Raw genomic sequence first — 18,549 nt, forward strand, 5'->3', positions numbered from 1 at the left:
GGTTCAAATTGCAAACCATCCTTGAAGGATATGAGCTAGCCATGTCTCTTGATATCGACTTGTGATCAAGAGACAGGCTTAAAGCGGGCTTTTATCACAAAATTGTTAAGCGTTAGCTTACCAACCTGTAGTCTCGCGAAGCGCCTTGCCGATTTCAGCAAGTGAACGTACAGTTTTAACGCCAGCGTCTTCTAGTGCTTTGAATTTCTCATCAGCAGTACCTTTACCGCCTGCGATGATTGCACCAGCGTGACCCATACGCTTACCTGGAGGAGCAGTAACACCAGCAATGTAAGAAACAACAGGCTTGGTTACATTAGCTTTGATGAACGCTGCTGCTTCTTCTTCAGCTGTACCACCGATCTCACCGATCATTACGATAGCTTCAGTTTGTGGGTCGTCTTGGAACATCTGAAGGATGTCGATGAAGTTTGAACCAGGAATTGGGTCGCCACCGATACCAACACAAGTAGACTGGCCAAAACCTTCGTCAGTGGTTTGCTTAACCGCTTCGTACGTAAGTGTACCAGAGCGAGAAACAATACCTACTTTACCAGGCTTGTGGATGTGACCAGGCATGATACCAATTTTACACTCTCCAGGAGTGATTACACCTGGGCAGTTTGGACCGATCATGCGAACGCCTTTCGCTTCTACGTATTCTTTAACGTAAAGCATATCTAGCGTTGGGATACCTTCAGTGATACATACGATTAGCTCGATACCCGCATCTGCAGCTTCAACAATTGAATCTTTACAGAAAGGTGCTGGTACATAGATAACTGTTGCAGTTGCGCCAGTTGCTTCTACCGCTTCACGTACAGTATTGAATACTGGAAGACCTAGGTGCTCAGTACCGCCTTTACCTGGTGTTACACCACCAACCATTTGCGTACCGTAAGCAATTGCTTGCTCAGAGTGGAAAGTACCCTGACCGCCAGTGAAACCCTGACAAATTACTTTAGTATCTTTATTAATTAATACAGACATTATTTGCCCTCCGCTGCAGCAACAACTTTCTGCGCTGCATCAGTTAGCGATTCAGCAGCAATGATATCTAGACCAGAGTTCGCTAGAACTTCACGGCCAAGCTCTGCATTGGTACCTTCAAGACGTACAACTACAGGTACTTCTACGCCAACTTCTTTAACCGCACCAATGATACCTTCTGCAATCATGTCACAGCGAACGATACCACCGAAGATGTTAACCAATACCGCTTTAACATTGTCATCAGAAAGGATGATTTTGAATGCTTCAGCTACACGCTCTTTAGTTGCGCCGCCACCAACGTCTAGGAAGTTAGCTGGCTTGCCACCGTGTAGGTTTACGATGTCCATAGTACCCATTGCTAGGCCTGCACCGTTAACCATACAACCTACATTACCGTCTAGCGCAACATAGTTTAGTTCCCACTGAGCAGCATGAGCTTCACGCGCATCTTCTTGTGAAGGATCTTGCATATCTTTCAGCTTAGGCTGACGATATAGCGCGTTACCATCGATACCTACTTTCGCGTCTAGGCAGTGTAGGTTACCGTCAGTTTTGATAACTAGCGGGTTGATTTCGATAAGCGCAACGTCAAGCTCTTCAAACATCTTAGCTAGGCCAAGGAAGATTTGAGTGAATTGCTTGATTTGTACGCCAGAAAGACCTAGAGCAAACGCCATTTCGCGCGCTTGATAAGGCTGAGGACCTACAATTGGGTCGATTTCAGCTTTAAGGATTTTCTCTGGAGTTTCTTCTGCAACAGTTTCAATCTCAACGCCACCTTCAGTAGATGCCATGAATACAACGCGACGGGTTGTACGGTCAACTACTGCACCAAGGTAAAGCTCGTTAGCGATATCTGTGCAAGATTCAACTAGGATTTTGCTCACAGGCTGACCGTTTTCGTCAGTCTGGAAAGTCACCAAATTTTTGCCAAGCCAGTTTTCAGCGAAAGCGCGAATGTCGTCTTTGTTTTTAACTAGCTTTACACCGCCAGCTTTACCGCGACCGCCCGCGTGTACCTGACACTTAACTACCCACTCGTTTCCGCCAATTCGGTCAGCGGCTTCTACAGCACCTTGAGCAGTGTCTGCTGCGTATCCTTCAGAAACAGGCAAACCGTATTCTTTGAATAGCTGCTTACCTTGGTATTCATGCAAATTCATGGTGTTTCTATCCGATTTTTAGTAAGACAAAAGCCGCAAATGCGACTTGATTAGTTTGACTGATATTATAGGGCAAATATCAGCGTTGCGTTAGGCGCAAAGCAAGCATACACAAGCTAAACGCCTAACCACAATTCCGTGAGACGAAAGTCTTATACGTCTAGAAGTAGACGTGTTGGATCTTCTAGCATCTCTTTAACGGTTACCAAGAAACCTACTGATTCTTTACCATCGATAATACGGTGGTCATAAGAAAGCGCTAGGTACATCATTGGTAGAATTTCTACTTTTCCATTAACTGCCATTGGACGATCTTGGATTTTATGCATACCCAAAATAGCGCTCTGTGGCGGGTTAATGATTGGTGTAGACATTAGTGAACCAAACACACCACCGTTGGTGATTGTGAAATTACCACCTTGTAGTTCAGCCAATGACAGCTTACCGTCACGGCCTTTAAGTGCTAGTTCCTTAATTCCTTTTTCAACGCCTGCCATGCCTAGTGTGTCAGTATCTTTAAGTACTGGTGTTACAAGGCCACGTGGTGTAGAAACAGCAATCGATACATCGAAGTAGTTGTGATAAACAATGTCATCACCGTCGATAGACGCGTTAACTTCAGGGAAACGCTTAAGGGCTTCGGTTACCGCTTTCACGTAGAAAGACATGAAACCAAGGCGAATACCGTGACGCTTCTCAAAGCTGTCTTGGTACTGCTTACGAAGATCCATGATTGGCTTCATGTTTACTTCGTTAAACGTTGTTAGCATTGCCGTAGAGTTCTTCGCTTCAAGAAGACGGTTAGCAATTGTCTTGCGAAGACGCGTCATAGGAACACGCTTCTCGGTACGATTACCCGTTGGCAAGTCAGCTGAAACAGATTCAGACGCAGCAGGCGCTGCCTTCGCTGAGCTGTCGCCGCCTTTAAGGTATTTCTCTACGTCTTCTTTAGTGATACGGCCATTTTTGCCAGTGCCTTTCACTTTAGCTGCGTCAACACCTTTTTCTGCAAGTAAACGACGAACAGAAGGACTAAGCGCATCGCTGCTCTCGTCACTGTCATCGCTTTCGCTTGACGCTGCTGGAGCAGAAGCGCCGCTTGCTGCACCTTCTACAAATTTAGCAATCACTTCTTCAGCTGTTACGGTGGCGCCCTCTTCTGCGATAATTTCAGCAAGAGAACCGTCTGCAGGAGCAACAACTTCTAGTACTACTTTATCAGTTTCGATATCAACCAAATTTTGGTCGCGAGAAACTGCTTCACCTACAGCTACGTGCCACGTTGCGATTGTCGCGTCAGCTACAGATTCAGGAAGTACTGGTACTTTAACATCAGATGTTTTTCCAGAAGCCGCTGGAGCCGCATCTGATTTAGAATCGTCTTTCGCTTTGCTTTCCGTTTTAGCTTCAGCTGGTGCAGCAGCACCACCCTTTTCTAGTTTAGCAATAACTTGCTCGCCTAAAACAGTTGCACCCTCTTCGTTTAGGATCTCACCAATTGTACCGTCCGCTGGCGCCACAACTTCTAAAACCACTTTATCAGTTTCAATATCAACCAGGTTCTGGTCTCGTTTAACTGCGTCACCGGCCTTTACGTGCCAGGTTGCAATGGTGGCATCGGCAACTGACTCAGGTAGAACCGGAACTTTTATCTCAATTGTCATTACTGTTCCTTATTTAATTGTGAGTGCGTTTTCAACCAGGGCTTTCTGTTGCTGGTTGTGAACGGATACATAACCTACTGCAGGTGACGAGGATGCATCACGGCCTGCATATGTTAATTTTGCACCATCTGGAATTGCTTGCCAGAAATGGTGTTGGCTACAGTACCAAGCGCCTTGGTTTTGAGGCTCTTCTTGACACCAAACCCAATCTTTTACGTGGCTGTATTGTGCCACAACTTTAGCGCATTCTTCTTGTGGGAATGGATAAAGTTGCTCTAAACGGATGATTGCGACGTCTGTTTGCTCATTTTTACGGCGCTGGTCTAACAAATCGTAGTAAACCTTGCCTGAACACATAACAACACGCTTCACATTCTTCGGATCGATATCATCAATTTCGCCAATTACGTTATGGAATTTGCCTTCTGCAAGTTCCTCTAACGAAGATACAGCCATTGGATGACGTAATAGTGACTTAGGTGACATCACGATAAGTGGTTTACGCATTGGACGAACCACTTGGCGTCTAAGCATGTTGTAAACCTGAGCGGGTGTTGAAGGTACACACACTTGCCAGTTGTGGTCAGCACACATTTGCAAGAATCGCTCAAGACGCGCAGAACTATGCTCTGGGCCTTGGCCTTCATAACCATGTGGAAGTAAAACGGTTAGGCCACACAAACGGCCCCACTTCGCTTCACCTGAGCTCAAGAACTGATCAAATACAACCTGAGCGCCGTTAGCGAAGTCACCAAACTGGGCTTCCCAAATAGTCAGACATGTAGGCTCTGCTGTCGCATAACCATACTCAAATGCCATTACTGCTTCTTCCGAAAGCACAGAGTCGTAAATTTCAATTTCACCCTGACCTTCGCGAATATGCTGAAGTGGCATATACGTCGATGCGTCTTTTTGATTGTGCAATACCGCGTGACGGTGGAAGAAAGTACCACGGCCTGAATCCTGACCTGTAATACGAATATCTTCGCCGGCATCTACGATAGTGGCATAAGCTAAGTTCTCTGCCATACCCCAATCAAGTAGCTTTTCACCTGCGACCATTGCTTTACGGTCTTGGTAAAGCTTGTTTACGCGAGACTGAAGCTTGTGCTCTTCAGGAATAGTAGTGATTGACTCACCTAGCTCTTTGAGCTTCTCAACTGAAAGCGAACCATCGTAAGGCGTATCCCAGTCGTGACCAAGATATGGAGACCAGTCAACGCTGTGCTCTGTCATTGGACGCCACTCTTCAACAACGCACGCGCCGTGGTCGAGCGCTTCACGATATTCTTCAAGATAGCGGTCTGCATCACGTTGTTCAATCACACCTTCAGCTATTAACTGGTCAGCATAAAGAACACGTGGAACCGGGTGCTTCTTAATTTTTTGGTACATCAACGGCTGCGTGGCGTTTGGCTCATCCGCTTCGTTGTGACCATGACGACGGTAACAAACTAAATCAATTACAACGTCTTTCTTAAACTTATTGCGGTATTCAAGCGCAAGCTGCGTAACAAAGGCAACCGCTTCTGGATCGTCTGAGTTCACATGGAAAATCGGTGCCTGTACCATCTTCGCGATGTCAGTACAATATTGCGTTGAACGGGTATCTTCAGTCTTCGATGTAGTGAAACCAACTTGGTTATTTACCACAATACGAACCGTACCACCTACAGCAAAGCCGCGAGTTTGCGACATGTTGAAGGTTTCTTGTACTACACCCTGACCAGCAATTGCCGAGTCACCGTGAATAGTGATAGGCAATACTGTATTCGTGTCATCATTGCGACGCGCAAGACGTGCACGTACAGACCCCATAACTACAGGGTTTACAATCTCCAGGTGAGACGGGTTAAACGCTAGTGCTAAGTGAACATTGCCGCCTGGAGTCGCGAAGTCAGACGAGAAACCTGCGTGGTATTTCACGTCACCCGCGCCTAGTGAGTCGTCGTGCTTACCTGAAAATTCATCAAACAGCACCGATGGGTTTTTACCCAATACGTTAACTAGCACGTTCAAACGACCACGGTGAGCCATGCCGATAACCACTTCTTTGGTACCTGCAGTGCCAGCCTTGGTGATTAAACCTTTCAGCATAGGAATAAGTGCATCGCCGCCTTCTAGAGAGAAACGCTTTGCCCCTGGGAATTTAGAACCCAAGTACTTTTCCATTCCGTCAGCCGCAGTAAGACCTTTAAGAATTCCTAGCTTTTCGTCGCGAGAAATTTCAGGCTTTGCTTGAACAGATTCAATTTTTTGTTGCAACCAGCGTTTCTGTTCAGTATCGGTAATATGCATGTACTCTGCACCGATAGAGCCACAGTATGTGCGGTTTAACGATTTAAACAGTTCACCCAATGGCATTGAATCTTTGCCAATGGCATACGAACCTACATTGAATACTGAATCGAAATCTTGCTCAGAAAGGCTGTGGTGAGAAAGTTCTAAATCGCGTACACGCTCTTGTTTCCATAGACCTAGCGGGTCAAGGTTTGCGTGCTGATGACCGCGGAAGCGGAACGCATTGATTAACTGAAGAACTTTAACTTGCCTGTCGTCTGAAACATTTGCAGAAGGCACAGACGGACTAGACATGCGGGCGGTTGGCCCTAACGCAGCAAGTTGCCTAAATTGATTTTTAATTGTTGTATGATTGGTTTCTAACTCTACGCCATCGACTTTGGGGAGGTTATCGAAGATTTGTCGCCAATTTTCAGAGACACTTTGCGGGTCTTCTAAATAAGTTTCATACAACTCTTCAACATAGGCAGCGTTGGCACCTGCCATGTGCGAGGAATCCCACCACGCTTTCATCACGCTTTCTTGCATTTAATTTGCCTTGCTACGTTTTATAAAATCTAGTTAACAATCAAGATGTATTATAAGGTTATTCTCAGCATAACCAAGTGTTATAACAGCGAATATATAAAAAAATAGCCATCCTTTTGGGATGGCTATTTAGAGCATCACTATCTGTAACTTTAAGAAGTTATCAGAATATAGTACTAAACAGCCCGTTGTAAAAGCATAGACTTAATTTGGCCTATCGCTTTTGTAGGGTTTAAGCCCTTAGGACATACACTTACACAGTTCATGATACCGTGACAGCGGAATACGCTGAACGCATCATCAAGGTCGTTAAGACGCTCTTCAGTTGCCGTATCACGGCTATCGATAAGGAAACGATACGCGTGAAGTAGACCAGCAGGACCGATGAACTTATCAGGGTTCCACCAGAAAGATGGGCATGACGTTGAACAACATGCACATAGAATACACTCGTAAAGACCGTCAAGTTTCGCACGCTCTTCAGGTGACTGTAAGTGTTCGCGCGCTGGCGGCTGCTTACTGTCGTTGATTAAGAACGGCTTAATCTTTTCGTACTGTGTGTAGAACTGCGTCATATCAACAACAAGGTCACGTACAACAGGTAGACCTGGAAGTGGACGTACTACTATTTTACCTTTGCCCAGTGCAGATAAAGGAGTGATACACGCAAGGCCATTTTTGCCGTTCATGTTCACACCGTCTGAACCACACACACCTTCACGGCAAGAGCGACGGAAAGAAAGCGTCGGATCTTGCTCTTTAAGTGCAAGTAGCGCGTCTAGCACCATCATGTCCTGACCTTCCTCTACTTCTAGAGTGTAGTCTTGCATGCGAGGCTTCGCATCTACTTCTGGGTTGTACCGATAAATCGAAAAAGTTAATTGCATGATCGTTGCCTCTCTTAATATGAACGCACTTTAGGCGGGAATGCTTCCCTAAGCTTAGGCGCCATATTCACTTCACGTTTGAGCATTTTATCAGTGTTCGGATCGTAGATGCTGTGGCATAACCAGTTATCGTCATCACGGTCCGGGAAGTCGAAGCGGCTGTGAGCACCACGGCTTTCCGTTCTGAAGTTCGCTGCTACTGCTGTGCTGTACGCGGTTTCCATTAGGTTATCAAGCTCTAAACATTCAATACGTTGGGTATTGAAGTCTGCGCTCTTGTCGTCAAGGCGTGCATGCTTAAGACGCTCGCGAATTTCGCTAAGCTCTTTAAGACCTTCCGCCATTGCTTCACCTTCACGGAATACTGAGAAGTTAAGCTGCATGCATTTCTGCAAGTCTTTCTTAATTTGTACTGGGTCTTCGCCCTTACCTTTCTCTGACTTTTCCCAACGGTTGAAACGCGTCATAGAGGCTTCGAGATCAGATTCTGATGCGTCGCGTGTTGGTGCCATTTCAGACAATGTCTTACCAAGGTGTAAACCGGTCGCGCGACCGAATACAACAAGGTCAAGAAGTGAGTTACCGCCAAGACGGTTCGCACCGTGTACAGATACACAGGCTATCTCACCACAAGCAAATAGACCGTTAACAACCTTGTCGTTACCGTTTTCATCAACCGTTAGACATTGGCCATCAACGTTGGTAGGAATACCACCCATCATATAGTGACAAGTAGGAATTACTGGAATTGGCTCTTTCACTGGGTCAACGTGTGCAAACGTACGTGAAAGTTCAAGGATACCAGGTAGACGAGACTCAAGAACGTCTTTACCAAGGTGGTCAAGCTTAAGCTTAATGTGAGTACCCCATGGGCCTTCACAACCACGACCTTCACGAATTTCAGTCATCATTGAACGCGCAACAACGTCACGACCAGCAAGGTCTTTCGCGTTAGGCGCATAACGTTCCATGAAACGTTCGCCGTCTTTGTTTAGAAGGTAACCACCTTCACCACGACAACCTTCTGTTACCAATGTTCCTGCGCCAGCGATACCCGTTGGGTGGAACTGCCACATTTCCATATCTTGAACTGCAACGCCTGCACGAAGTGCCATACCAACACCGTCACCGGTATTGATGTGTGCATTTGTAGTAGATGCGTAGATACGACCCGCACCACCTGTTGCAAGTACAACTGCGCGAGACTTGAAGTAAACTACTTCACCAGATTCGATATCAATCGCGGTACAACCAACAACGTCTCCGTCTTGGTTCTTAACTAGGTCAAGTGCATACCACTCAGAGAAAACTTTTGTTTTGTTCTTTACGTTTTGCTGGTAAAGAAGGTGTAGAAGCGCGTGACCAGTACGGTCAGCTGCAGCTGCTGTACGAGCGCCCTGCTCGCCACCAAAGTTCTTAGACTGACCGCCAAAAGGACGCTGGTAGATTTTACCGTTTTCGAAACGAGAAAATGGTAGACCCATATTTTCCATTTCGATAATTGCTTCCGGACCAGTTTTACACATGTATTCGATAGCGTCTTGGTCACCGATATAATCAGAACCCTTAACGGTGTCATACATGTGCCATTCCCAATTGTCTTCGTGTGAATTACCAAGTGCTACAGTAATACCACCTTGAGCAGACACAGTATGAGAACGGGTTGGAAATACTTTTGATAACAGTGCACATGATTTACCAGACTGCGAAATCTGTAGTGCTGCGCGCATACCTGCACCGCCAGCACCAATTACTACTGCATCAAACTCGTGAACGGGTAAACTCATTTTACACTCCCCACAATACGAATAGGCCAACAGCTACATAGCCGAACGCGATGATATTTAAGATATATTGTAGTCCTGCGCGCAGACCTGCTGATTTAACATAGTCTGTAAGCACCTGCCAAAGGCCGATGCGCACGTGGATCATCACTGCTACTAGTGCTGCCAATGTGAAAACTTTCATAGCCAGGCCAGAGAACAACCCTCGCCATTCGATAAACGTTAGGTTATCGGTGGTAATAAAAAACCACGCCATGAAAACCGAGTACGCGAAAATAATTGCTGCTGTAGCGCGAAGTGAAACGTAGTCTTGTACGCCGTCACGCTTGATGCTTGCTTGGTTGGTTACCATAATGCAACTCCCAATACTACGGTCAGTACAACCCAAAGTGCGATTACTGCTTTTGCACTTGTGTTACCCGACTCTAATTCTTCCCAGTGACCTAAATCCATAACAACGTGTCTTAGGCCGCCTAGAATGTGATATGTCAGCGCTGAAGCTGTGCCAATTGCGACAAATTTTCCAAAGAAACCGTCCATGATTGCTTGTACGTCCGCGAAACCTTCAGGCGAATGAACAGAAACTGCCCATGCCCAGATAACAAAAAGTAGCGCGAAGAACATTGCAACACCGGTTACACGGTGGAGAATTGACGAAATAGCAGAGGGCGGAAATTTAATAGTATTGAGTTCTAAATTTACTGGTCTTTGCTTTTTCACAATGTATGCCTGTTTAATCCGTAGGGGATAATGAATTTCTTACGTTTATTATGTCCTGAGTAAGTGAATTCGATTTTTAACCTGTTAATTGCCTCATCCATTGAGTTGTTAACAATTTGTGAATTATTCTTTAATGCCTGTAACAGAATAATTATTCCATTTCTAAAGCACCGCTGAGTATATCCAGCGTAGTATATAATTACAATTTTTTGTGCCGTAGTAAGACTTTAGTCGCTATATACACTTTTATGATAATTATTTTGAATAAAAAGAGATCAAAATTGAGCGCAACACGTTTAAACGAGCGCAATTACAGTGTTATGAAGTTTACCAGCAGCTAAATGGAATAACTATGCATAACAACGAGAAATTAAGCACTTTTAATCTGCATGCGTATTTATTCCTCATCAAAAGGTTACTTTTTAAACTAACCTGTTAATATATTTATCGTTCGGTGGTTTACCTTTATCGAAAAGCCATTGATAATTGCACCGTATCGGGCAAAGTGAAATCCCAACGAGTTAATTAATCGTTATCTGATTGCTAGTATTTTTTTAAGCAATTCGGAATATTTATTGTGCAAATATGCAATTAAATTGACTTGTTGGTGCATAATAAAGTACAAATACGCCCACTTTTCCCAACGAAGCGGATATTTTCGTCCGTTTTCGCTGCAAACAGAACCATTCTGAGGAGAGCATTTTATGGCAGATCAGAAAGCCATTCTTAAAGCCGGCGGTAAGGAAATCGAGCTTCCTATCTTGTCTGGCACCGAAGGACAAGATGTAATCGATGTCCGTACGTTAGGCCAGCACGGTTATTTCACGTACGACCCAGGTTTTATGGCGACAGGATCTTGCGAGTCTTCAATTACCTACATTGATGGCGCTCAAGGTGTATTATTACACCGCGGTTTCCCTATCGAAGAACTAGCGCGTGACGCAGACTACTTAGAAGTTTGTCACATGCTTCTTCACGGTGATGCACCAACAAAAGAACAGTACGAAGAATTTAAAGAGACAATTACTCGTCACACCATGGTACATGAACAAATTAACATGTTCTTCCACGGTTTCCGCAACGACGCCCACCCTATGGCAATGCTATGTGGTACCGTTGGCGCGATGTCTTCGTTCTACCACAGCGATTTAGACGTTTCTAATGAAGAACAGCGCATTCGCAGCGCGCACCGTCTAATTGCTAAAATGCCTACTCTTGTTGCTATGTGCTACAAGTACAATGTAGGTCAGCCGTTTGTTTATCCACGAAACGACTTAAGCTATGCAGCTAACTTCCTGAACATGATGTTCTCTGTACCAGCAGAAGAATATCAAATCAGCCCAGCTGTTGAGCGCGCGATGGACCGTATCTTTACGCTTCACGCAGACCACGAACAGAATGCTTCAACGTCTACCGTTCGTCTTGCCGGTTCTTCTGGTGCGAACCCATATGCATGTATTTCTGCTGGTGTTGCTTCACTTTGGGGTCCTGCTCATGGTGGTGCAAACGAAGCATGTCTGAACATGCTAGAAGAAATTGGCACAGTTGATCGTATTCCTGAGTTTATTGCACGCGCTAAAGACAAGAATGACCCATTCCGTCTTATGGGCTTCGGTCACCGTGTTTATAAGAACCACGATCCACGTGCAACGGTAATGCGTGAAAGTTGTCACGAAGTACTAAGCGAACTTAATGTTAAAGATCCACTACTAGAAGTAGCAATGGAGCTTGAAAAGATTGCATTGAGTGACCCGTACTTTGCAGAGAAGAAACTGTTCCCGAACGTAGACTTCTATTCTGGTATCGTACTTAAAGCGATTGGTATTCCAACTAACATGTTTACGTGTATTTTTGCACTGTCTCGTACAGTAGGTTGGATTTCACACTGGCATGAAATGATGAGCGACCCTAAACAAAAAATTGGTCGTCCTCGTCAGCTTTACACTGGTCATAACCAGCGTAAGTACACGCCAATTAAGTAGTAAATTAGTAAATACTGAACTAAGTATTACGCTTAATAGTAAAAATAGCGCCTTTAAGGCGCTATTTTTGTTTATACAAGATTACTTCAAGGAACAACAATGCCCTATTCAGCGGTTTTTCTAGGTATTGCCGGTCTCATTCCTTTTGTGGCTATGCCACTGGCTTATCAGCTTAACCTGTTATCGCTTACGCAAAGCGCCGTTTACTTTGTCCAATACTCAGCCGTGCTATTGTCTTTCTTTGGTGGTATCCATTGGTGGGACGCAATAAGTAATCAACGTTACGACAAGCAAATGCTAGTCGCTATGTTGCCGACCATAATTGGGTGGTTGTGTTTAGTGTTCTCTCACGACGTGAAGGTGTTTGGCGTGTTATCGCTAAGCTACGTCGCCGTACTTATTTACGACAAGTTTATCCTTAGTCTTCCTAAAGAGCAGATTGTAAGTTACATAAGCTTGCGGATGGGATTAACAAGTGTCGTTGTTATCTGTCACGCCTGGATGATTTACTTGCTCGTATAACGTTACTACTACAGCTTAGCGTTAAAGGCATGACATTAGTTAATTGCAATAAAAGTAATAGAGGCTAAAGCCTGCAGTGATTAAGCGAGTGTCTAACTCAATCAAAACGGTTACGCATAACCAGCTTAAGCGATTGATAAATAGAGCTTTAACAAGTTCAAATATCGAAAACAAAAAAGGCGATAATATCACTATATTATCGCCTTCGTTTTTTACTTATCTAGGGCCTGTTGACCTAGCGTTATTAACGAAAAGTACCGTGGTTATTCAGCGCGAATAAGCGAAAGTAGCTCTTCGGTTTTTTGTTCCATCAACGCAATGTCGCCTTTACTTTCAACATTTAAACGAATAACTGGCTCAGTATTCGATTTACGTAAATTAAAGCGCCATGTGCCAAACTCCAGGCCCAAACCATCGGTAGTATCGATTACGCTGGCTAGTGGCTGATATTTATTTGTAACGCGTTCCAGCGCTGCGTCAGCATCTTTTAGTTTACTGTTAATTTCACCAGAAGATGGAAACGCTTCAATTCGCGCTTTTACCATACTCGCTAGTGTTTGCTTTTTCACACACACCAATTCGGCAATTAACAACCAAGGGATCATGCCTGAATCACAGTAGGCAAAATCTCTAAAGTAATGGTGCGCACTCATTTCACCGCCATAGACCGCATCTTCTTTGCGCATACGCTCCTTAATAAACGCATGGCCGGTTTTCGACTTAATGGGCGTACCACCTGCATTCGCTACGATATCTTCTGTATTCCAGTATACGCGAGGGTCATAAATGATTTTACTGTCGGTGTTTTTCTCGATAAAGGCTTCAGCAAGCAAGCCAACGATATAATATCCTTCAATAAATTCACCATCAGCGTCAAACAAGAAGCAACGGTCGAAATCACCATCCCATGCAATGCCAAAATCAGCCCCCGACGCTTTAACAGCATCAGCGGTGTCAGCACGGTTTTCAGGTAACAATGGATTGGGGATGCCGTTTGGAAATGTACCATCAGCATTGTGATGTACTTTAACAAACTCTATCGGAACACCCTGCACTTTCATTTCTTTTTCAATAGCGTCTAGCGCGGGGCCTGCGGCACCATTACCTGCATTAACCACCACTTTTAACGGCGTAAAATTGCTCAAATTAACGTAAGAAAGCATGTGAGAAACATAGTCAGACATACACGATTTAACCGCATATTTATCGGTCTCAGAAAGCTTGTCTTCTTTTACATGGGCCGTACCGTTAAAAAACGCATCAGCATCAATCAACGCACCCTCAGTGTAGTGTGCTAATCGCTCTGACACGAAGCTATCTTCTAGTGCTTCCCCTTTCTCTTTTATCGCGTTTAGGCCTGTGTCGCCACTAATTGGAACAGAGCCTGACTTCACTAGTTTCATACCGTTGTAATTAATGGGGTTATGACTTGCCGTTACTTCAATACCACCATCAACGCCAAGGTGTTTGGTAGCGAAGTAAATTTCTTCTGTTCCTGCCATGCCAATATCGGTCACTGTTGCACCAGCATCGATTAGACCCGCGCTTAACGCTAATTTTAATGGTGTTGACGTAAGACGCACATCACTACCAACAACAACAGTTTTCGCATTTAATTCTTGCGCAAAAGCATAGCCAATTCGATACGCTACATCTTCAGTCAGTTGTGAGTTCAATTCGCCACGAATATCGTACGCTTTAAAGCAGGTAATTGGGGTTGCCATTTGGATCGAAATTCCCTGTGTTTTAACTATTTATGATTACATTATCGCTTTTTACAACAAAAAAGCGCATACGCCCCTTTGTTATCGTCGTAAAAGAGATTAGACATACTGATATTAAATCACTAGAGGGAGTGAATTACTAATTCAATTTGAACAGCACAACGTTTTGCTAACGCTGTTTTCAACCGATGAGTTTAAAGCGCGAGTTCGAAGTAGATACTGTTATGGAAAGCGCCTTGATGACGATACTTTCGGCGAAAGCACAGCTTTGGACTAAAAACATTCTTGATAAGAACTTTTTCAGAAGCGGCGTTATTGTCCATGACTTCAGCAGTCAGCAATTTTATGCCCATGCTTTTGGCCTCCTCAATTAAAAATGAGACGCAGCGAGAAGCAATGCCTTTTCCACAATCCTTCTCTGCAACTCGATAGCCGATTTCCGCCTTGTCGCCTGCTCTATTTTTGATGTTAGCACGCGCTACAATCTGGTTATTTCGTTGCTCATCAACAAGCACAAAACCCCAAGCTCTTTTCTGCTGTTGTAAGTAAAGCAATTCGCTAATGTGGTAGCCAACGCCATCCAATGAATAAAACGCTGCCTCTCTTGGTGCTATAGACAATTCAAAATAGGCTTTGTTACTACGCTCAAATTCTAAGAGTGATAGCACATGTTTTTCGGCGACGCTTTCAAAATGCATTGGCAGTGCAGCTCCTTGCTGAACCTAATGAAGAGGTATTGACTAAAAGCCCAGTCTACTACCAGTCCGCATAGATAATTACCCATCGTCGAATCAAATCAGGCAAACCTTGTATCTACTTTGCTAATGAACCGCTTTGGTAATCGTTAAATGCCTGAACAATTTCCTGCTGAGTGTTCATTACAAAAGGCCCATGTTGGACAACAGGCTCTTCAATAGGTTTACCTGAGACCACTATAAACTTACAACCTGTATCAGCGGATACAGATAGCTGCTTGCCACTTTGTGACAAAACACCCAGCTCTCCCTGCGACACAATTGTTTCTTTGCTAAGTTCGCCGCTATTAATGACCACGCTTCCCTCGTACACATAAATAAAGGCAGCTTCATCCGAACCCAGTGCAATTTCCGAACTCCCGCTTCGTAGTGCAACGTCTAAAAAAGTAGGAGCAACCGCCGTTGTCTTCACAGGCCCTTTCACACCGTCAATTTCACCTGCTAACACTTTGATTACTGCATCTTGAATGTGTACTGTAAGCACACTATCTGGCTGTATGTCTTGATAGTTAGGCGCTGACATTTTCTCTACGGCCGGAAGATTCACCCACAGCTGAAAGCCTTGTAACAAGCCCTCCTCCTGCTCTGGCATTTCTTCATGTATTATGCCTCGACCCGCATTCATCCATTGAATGCCACCAGCATCAATAACCCCCTCATTGCCTACAGAGTCTTTATGGCGCATTTTTCCTGCAAGCATATAAGTAACTGTCTGAAAACCACGGTGAGGATGTGGTGGAAAACCAGCAATGTATTCACCTGGATTATCTGAACCAAAAAAATCCAACATTAAAAAGGGATCGAGGCGAGGTAGATCAGGTTGTCCGATAATACGTGTAAGGGACACCCCCGCGCCATCACTTGTTGGCATACCTGTAACCACTTTCTCTATCGATTTTTGTTCACTCACTTCCACTGACATAATGTGTATCTACCTTAAATCTTAACCTTCACTATCTTTTACGAGCTTCACGTTTAGCTTTTTGTATTACCGACCTTGGGTGCTTCAACGTCCCATTTTATCGCGACCGTGAGGCGACATAAGATCTTGCTCTGGCCCAACGGGGATTACCTGGGTTGGATTTATCATAGTATGGCTGTAGTAATAGTGCCTTTTGATATGGTCGAAGTTTACCGTTTCAGCAACACCCGGAACTTGATAAAGTTCTTTCATATAGCCGTAAATATTTGGATAGTCTGCAATTTGTTTTTTATTGCATTTAAAGTGCCCGTGATACACAGCGTCGAAGCGTATCAGCGTGGTAAATAAGCGCCAGTCAGCTTCTGTTATTTTGCTGCCAACCAAATAACGTTGTTTGCTCAACCTTTCTTCAACCCTATCTAGGGCGCAGAACAATGCAGTTACTGCCTCTTCATAGGCCTCTTGCGTTGTAGCAAATCCAGCTTTGTACACGCCATTATTTATGTCGTGATACACCATATTGTTGATGGCATCAATTTCTTCACGTTGGGCGTTAGGATAATAATCGTCTTCATTATCAGTCAGTGAATTAAACCCACTGTTAAAAATACGGATAATTTCAGCTGATTCATTATTAACGATAGTTTCTGTTCGTTTGTCCCAAAGGATTGGAACAGTGACACGGGTGGTTATCTCAGGTTCTGCCTTAGTATAAATTTGATGCGCATAATCGAAGTTATAAAGCTTATCCCCCGTTGATCCTGGGTAATCTTTAAACTCCCAGCCTTGACCAAGCATCTCAGGGTGTACCACCGAAACATCAATATGCGCCTCCAATCCCTTTAACTTTCTAAATATGAGCGCCCTGTGGGCCCAAGGACAAGCTAACGAGACATAAAGATGATAGCGACCAGATTCAGCGGGAAACGTGGAACCATCTTCATTACTAACTTTGTCACGAAATTTAGATGCTTGGCGCTCAAATTTCCCACCATTTTTGCTGGTGTCGTACCACTTGTCCTGCCATTTTCCATCAACGAGTAAGCCCATATGCCTGCCCCTTTTTATTACTTCGTTAAACAATGAATTCATTTAAACATGTATTGGGTAGAACGTATGTCGCTTAAAATCGGATTTATTATTCGAAAAAACTGGAGTGTATTGATCTTTAGTGTTCACTTTTGAGATGATGCGCGCCCTGCTAGCGTGTTTGAACGTTTTTGTGAAATCACACGCCTTTGAGTTAGTTTATTTTTAAGTGAAGTGAAACATGTCTGATGATCCACGTTTAGGCGGTATTGTGCGTTTGTATGGCGCACAGCAAACTAATAATTTAGCCAACAGTCATGTGGCTGTAGTCGGCATTGGCGGTGTGGGAAGTTGGACTGCAGAAGCACTAGCTCGTTCGGGCATAGGTACTATAACCCTTATTGATTTAGACGATGTTTGCGTAACTAATACAAATCGTCAAATTCACGCGCTTTCCAATACCATAGGAGAAGCAAAGGTCGACGCCATTGCATCGAGAATTCACTTGATAAATCCTGCTTGCAAAGTGAAATGTATTGAGGATTTTGTCACCCCAGACAATACGGCCACGCTTTTAACCAAAGAAATGCACGCTGTAGTCGATGCCACTGACAGTATTCGCGCTAAAGCGGCGATGATAGCTCACTGTAAACGCAACAAAATTCCCATTGTTACGGTTGGCGGTGCGGGCGGTCAAATAGACCCAACTCAAGTCACTAAAGGCGATTTAGCTAAAACAACACAAGACCCCCTAGCAGCTAAGCTACGCAGTGAGCTTAGACGTAACTATAATTTTAGTAAAAACCCAAAACGTCGCTTTGGCGTTGAGTGTATCTATTCAACAGAACAATTGCGCTACCCACAACCAGACGGCTCGGTTTGTTACAACAAATCTGCAATGGAAGGTGGTACTCGACTAGACTGTGCAGGCGGCTTTGGTGCTGTGGTCACGGTAACCGCCACCTTTGGTATGTTTGCCGCTGCAAGTGTAATAAATAGATTAACTGGACAAAAATAGACTTTGGCCGATAACTTGCGCACAATAGTCAAAAACTTATAACACCTTGTCTTAACGACTTTTTAAGCGTTAGCTTGTTATAACAAAAGTATCGGTGAGAAGGAGAACAACATGTCACCTGATGAACTCAATAAATTAATGGCAGATTGCGCGAAGGACGCTGTGGTAACAGCAACTGATGAGTTCGATATTGTACTCGACCACTCACCCGCTAGCGTAGCACTGGTGGACGACATTTTACTTAGTTTCGTAGATAAATATCACGATTTAGCGTTAGAAGATGAAGCAGTGTTCACCATCTGTAATATCTTTGGCGCTTACGTTGGAGAAATTTTAAAAGCGCAGCTAGATGGTGAATGGATTTACGATCAGTCAAATCCTAAAGCACCTGCCGTTTTTCTTCAGGTTGGTGAAAATACCTATGCCTTAGCGGGTATTTGCTATGAACGTCTGGTTAACGACAGTCAAATCAGCGTATTTGCCTACTATGAACAGGCGTTGGGGAACCACTTACGCAGCCACTAACGTTCTCACAGATTTTGCACTCAGTTTAACGT

Annotated in this window: 16 protein-coding genes; 4 read left to right on the top strand and 12 right to left on the bottom strand. The window is 44.3% G+C overall.

All coding sequences use genetic code 11. The features are described 5' to 3' along the window. Nucleotides 1–117 precede the first annotated feature (117 nt). From sucD to sdhC, 8 genes are all read right to left on the bottom strand, one after another. Nucleotides 118–990, bottom strand: a complete 873-nt coding sequence (sucD, locus tag QME20_RS16650) for a succinate--CoA ligase subunit alpha (RefSeq protein ID WP_012518366.1) — start codon at nt 988–990, stop codon at nt 118–120. Beyond that, the gene (sucC, locus tag QME20_RS16655) at nt 990–2,156 is read right to left on the bottom strand and encodes an ADP-forming succinate--CoA ligase subunit beta (RefSeq protein WP_014949450.1); all 1,167 of its coding nucleotides are present in this window, start codon (nt 2,154–2,156) and stop codon (nt 990–992) included. The genes sucD and sucC overlap by 1 nt, the downstream gene beginning before the upstream one ends. A 152-nt stretch (nt 2,157–2,308) precedes the next feature. Further along, a complete protein-coding gene (odhB, locus tag QME20_RS16660; protein ID WP_014949449.1) occupies nt 2,309–3,820 on the bottom strand; it encodes a 2-oxoglutarate dehydrogenase complex dihydrolipoyllysine-residue succinyltransferase in 1,512 nt (503 codons plus the stop codon). Nucleotides 3,821–3,829: 9 nt separating this feature from the next. Next, nucleotides 3,830–6,649: a 2-oxoglutarate dehydrogenase E1 component gene (gene sucA / locus QME20_RS16665; RefSeq protein ID WP_252118450.1), complete on the bottom strand. Its 2,820-nt coding sequence runs from the start codon at nt 6,647–6,649 to the stop codon at nt 3,830–3,832. Nucleotides 6,650–6,825: 176 nt separating this feature from the next. Further along, the gene (locus QME20_RS16670) at nt 6,826–7,536 is read right to left on the bottom strand and encodes a succinate dehydrogenase iron-sulfur subunit (protein ID WP_012518362.1); all 711 of its coding nucleotides are present in this window, start codon (nt 7,534–7,536) and stop codon (nt 6,826–6,828) included. Between the two features lie 14 nt (nt 7,537–7,550). Beyond that, a complete protein-coding gene (sdhA, locus tag QME20_RS16675; RefSeq protein WP_239219956.1) occupies nt 7,551–9,323 on the bottom strand; it encodes a succinate dehydrogenase flavoprotein subunit in 1,773 nt (590 codons plus the stop codon). 1 nt (nt 9,324) lies between these two features. Then, on the bottom strand, nt 9,325–9,672 hold the full coding sequence (gene sdhD, locus QME20_RS16680) for a succinate dehydrogenase, hydrophobic membrane anchor protein (RefSeq protein WP_014949446.1): 348 nt from the start codon (nt 9,670–9,672) through the stop codon (nt 9,325–9,327). Next, a complete protein-coding gene (gene sdhC / locus QME20_RS16685) occupies nt 9,666–10,040 on the bottom strand; it encodes a succinate dehydrogenase, cytochrome b556 subunit (RefSeq protein WP_014949445.1) in 375 nt (124 codons plus the stop codon). The genes sdhD and sdhC overlap by 7 nt, the downstream gene beginning before the upstream one ends. Nucleotides 10,041–10,744: 704 nt before the next feature. Between sdhC and QME20_RS16690 the strand changes: the two genes are divergently transcribed. Continuing rightward, entirely contained in the window at nt 10,745–12,022 is a 1,278-nt protein-coding gene (locus QME20_RS16690) for a citrate synthase (protein ID WP_014949444.1), read from the top strand. 99 nt (nt 12,023–12,121) lie between these two features. Continuing rightward, on the top strand, nt 12,122–12,544 hold the full coding sequence (locus QME20_RS16695; protein ID WP_014949443.1) for a DUF3429 domain-containing protein: 423 nt from the start codon (nt 12,122–12,124) through the stop codon (nt 12,542–12,544). Between the two features lie 263 nt (nt 12,545–12,807). On the opposite strand, the gene QME20_RS16700 is transcribed toward QME20_RS16695, so the two are convergent. The 4 genes from QME20_RS16700 to QME20_RS16715 form a co-directional block, all read right to left on the bottom strand. Then, the gene (locus tag QME20_RS16700; RefSeq protein WP_281716279.1) at nt 12,808–14,268 is read right to left on the bottom strand and encodes a phosphomannomutase CpsG; all 1,461 of its coding nucleotides are present in this window, start codon (nt 14,266–14,268) and stop codon (nt 12,808–12,810) included. A 194-nt stretch (nt 14,269–14,462) separates the two neighbouring features. Further along, nucleotides 14,463–14,966, bottom strand: coding sequence for a GNAT family protein (locus QME20_RS16705; RefSeq protein ID WP_281716280.1), 504 nt, complete (start codon nt 14,964–14,966; stop codon nt 14,463–14,465). A 115-nt stretch (nt 14,967–15,081) separates the two neighbouring features. Then, complete coding sequence (locus QME20_RS16710; protein ID WP_281716281.1) at nt 15,082–15,945, bottom strand: pirin family protein; 864 nt, start codon at nt 15,943–15,945, stop codon at nt 15,082–15,084. 84 nt (nt 15,946–16,029) lie between these two features. Then, nucleotides 16,030–16,995: a glutathione S-transferase family protein gene (locus QME20_RS16715; protein ID WP_168533534.1), complete on the bottom strand. Its 966-nt coding sequence runs from the start codon at nt 16,993–16,995 to the stop codon at nt 16,030–16,032. A 220-nt stretch (nt 16,996–17,215) separates the two neighbouring features. On the opposite strand from QME20_RS16715, the gene tcdA reads away from it, so the two are divergent. Next, nucleotides 17,216–17,992, top strand: a complete 777-nt coding sequence (gene tcdA / locus QME20_RS16720) for a tRNA cyclic N6-threonylcarbamoyladenosine(37) synthase TcdA (RefSeq protein ID WP_049587860.1) — start codon at nt 17,216–17,218, stop codon at nt 17,990–17,992. Between the two features lie 111 nt (nt 17,993–18,103). After that, nucleotides 18,104–18,517 (top strand): hypothetical protein, encoded by a 414-nt coding sequence (locus QME20_RS16725; RefSeq protein WP_281716282.1) that lies wholly within the window; start codon nt 18,104–18,106, stop codon nt 18,515–18,517. The last annotated feature ends 32 nt before the right edge of the window (nt 18,518–18,549 follow it).

It is taken from the genome of Alteromonas sp. CyTr2, assembly GCF_947311905.1.
GTDB lineage: Bacteria > Pseudomonadota > Gammaproteobacteria > Enterobacterales > Alteromonadaceae > Alteromonas > Alteromonas macleodii.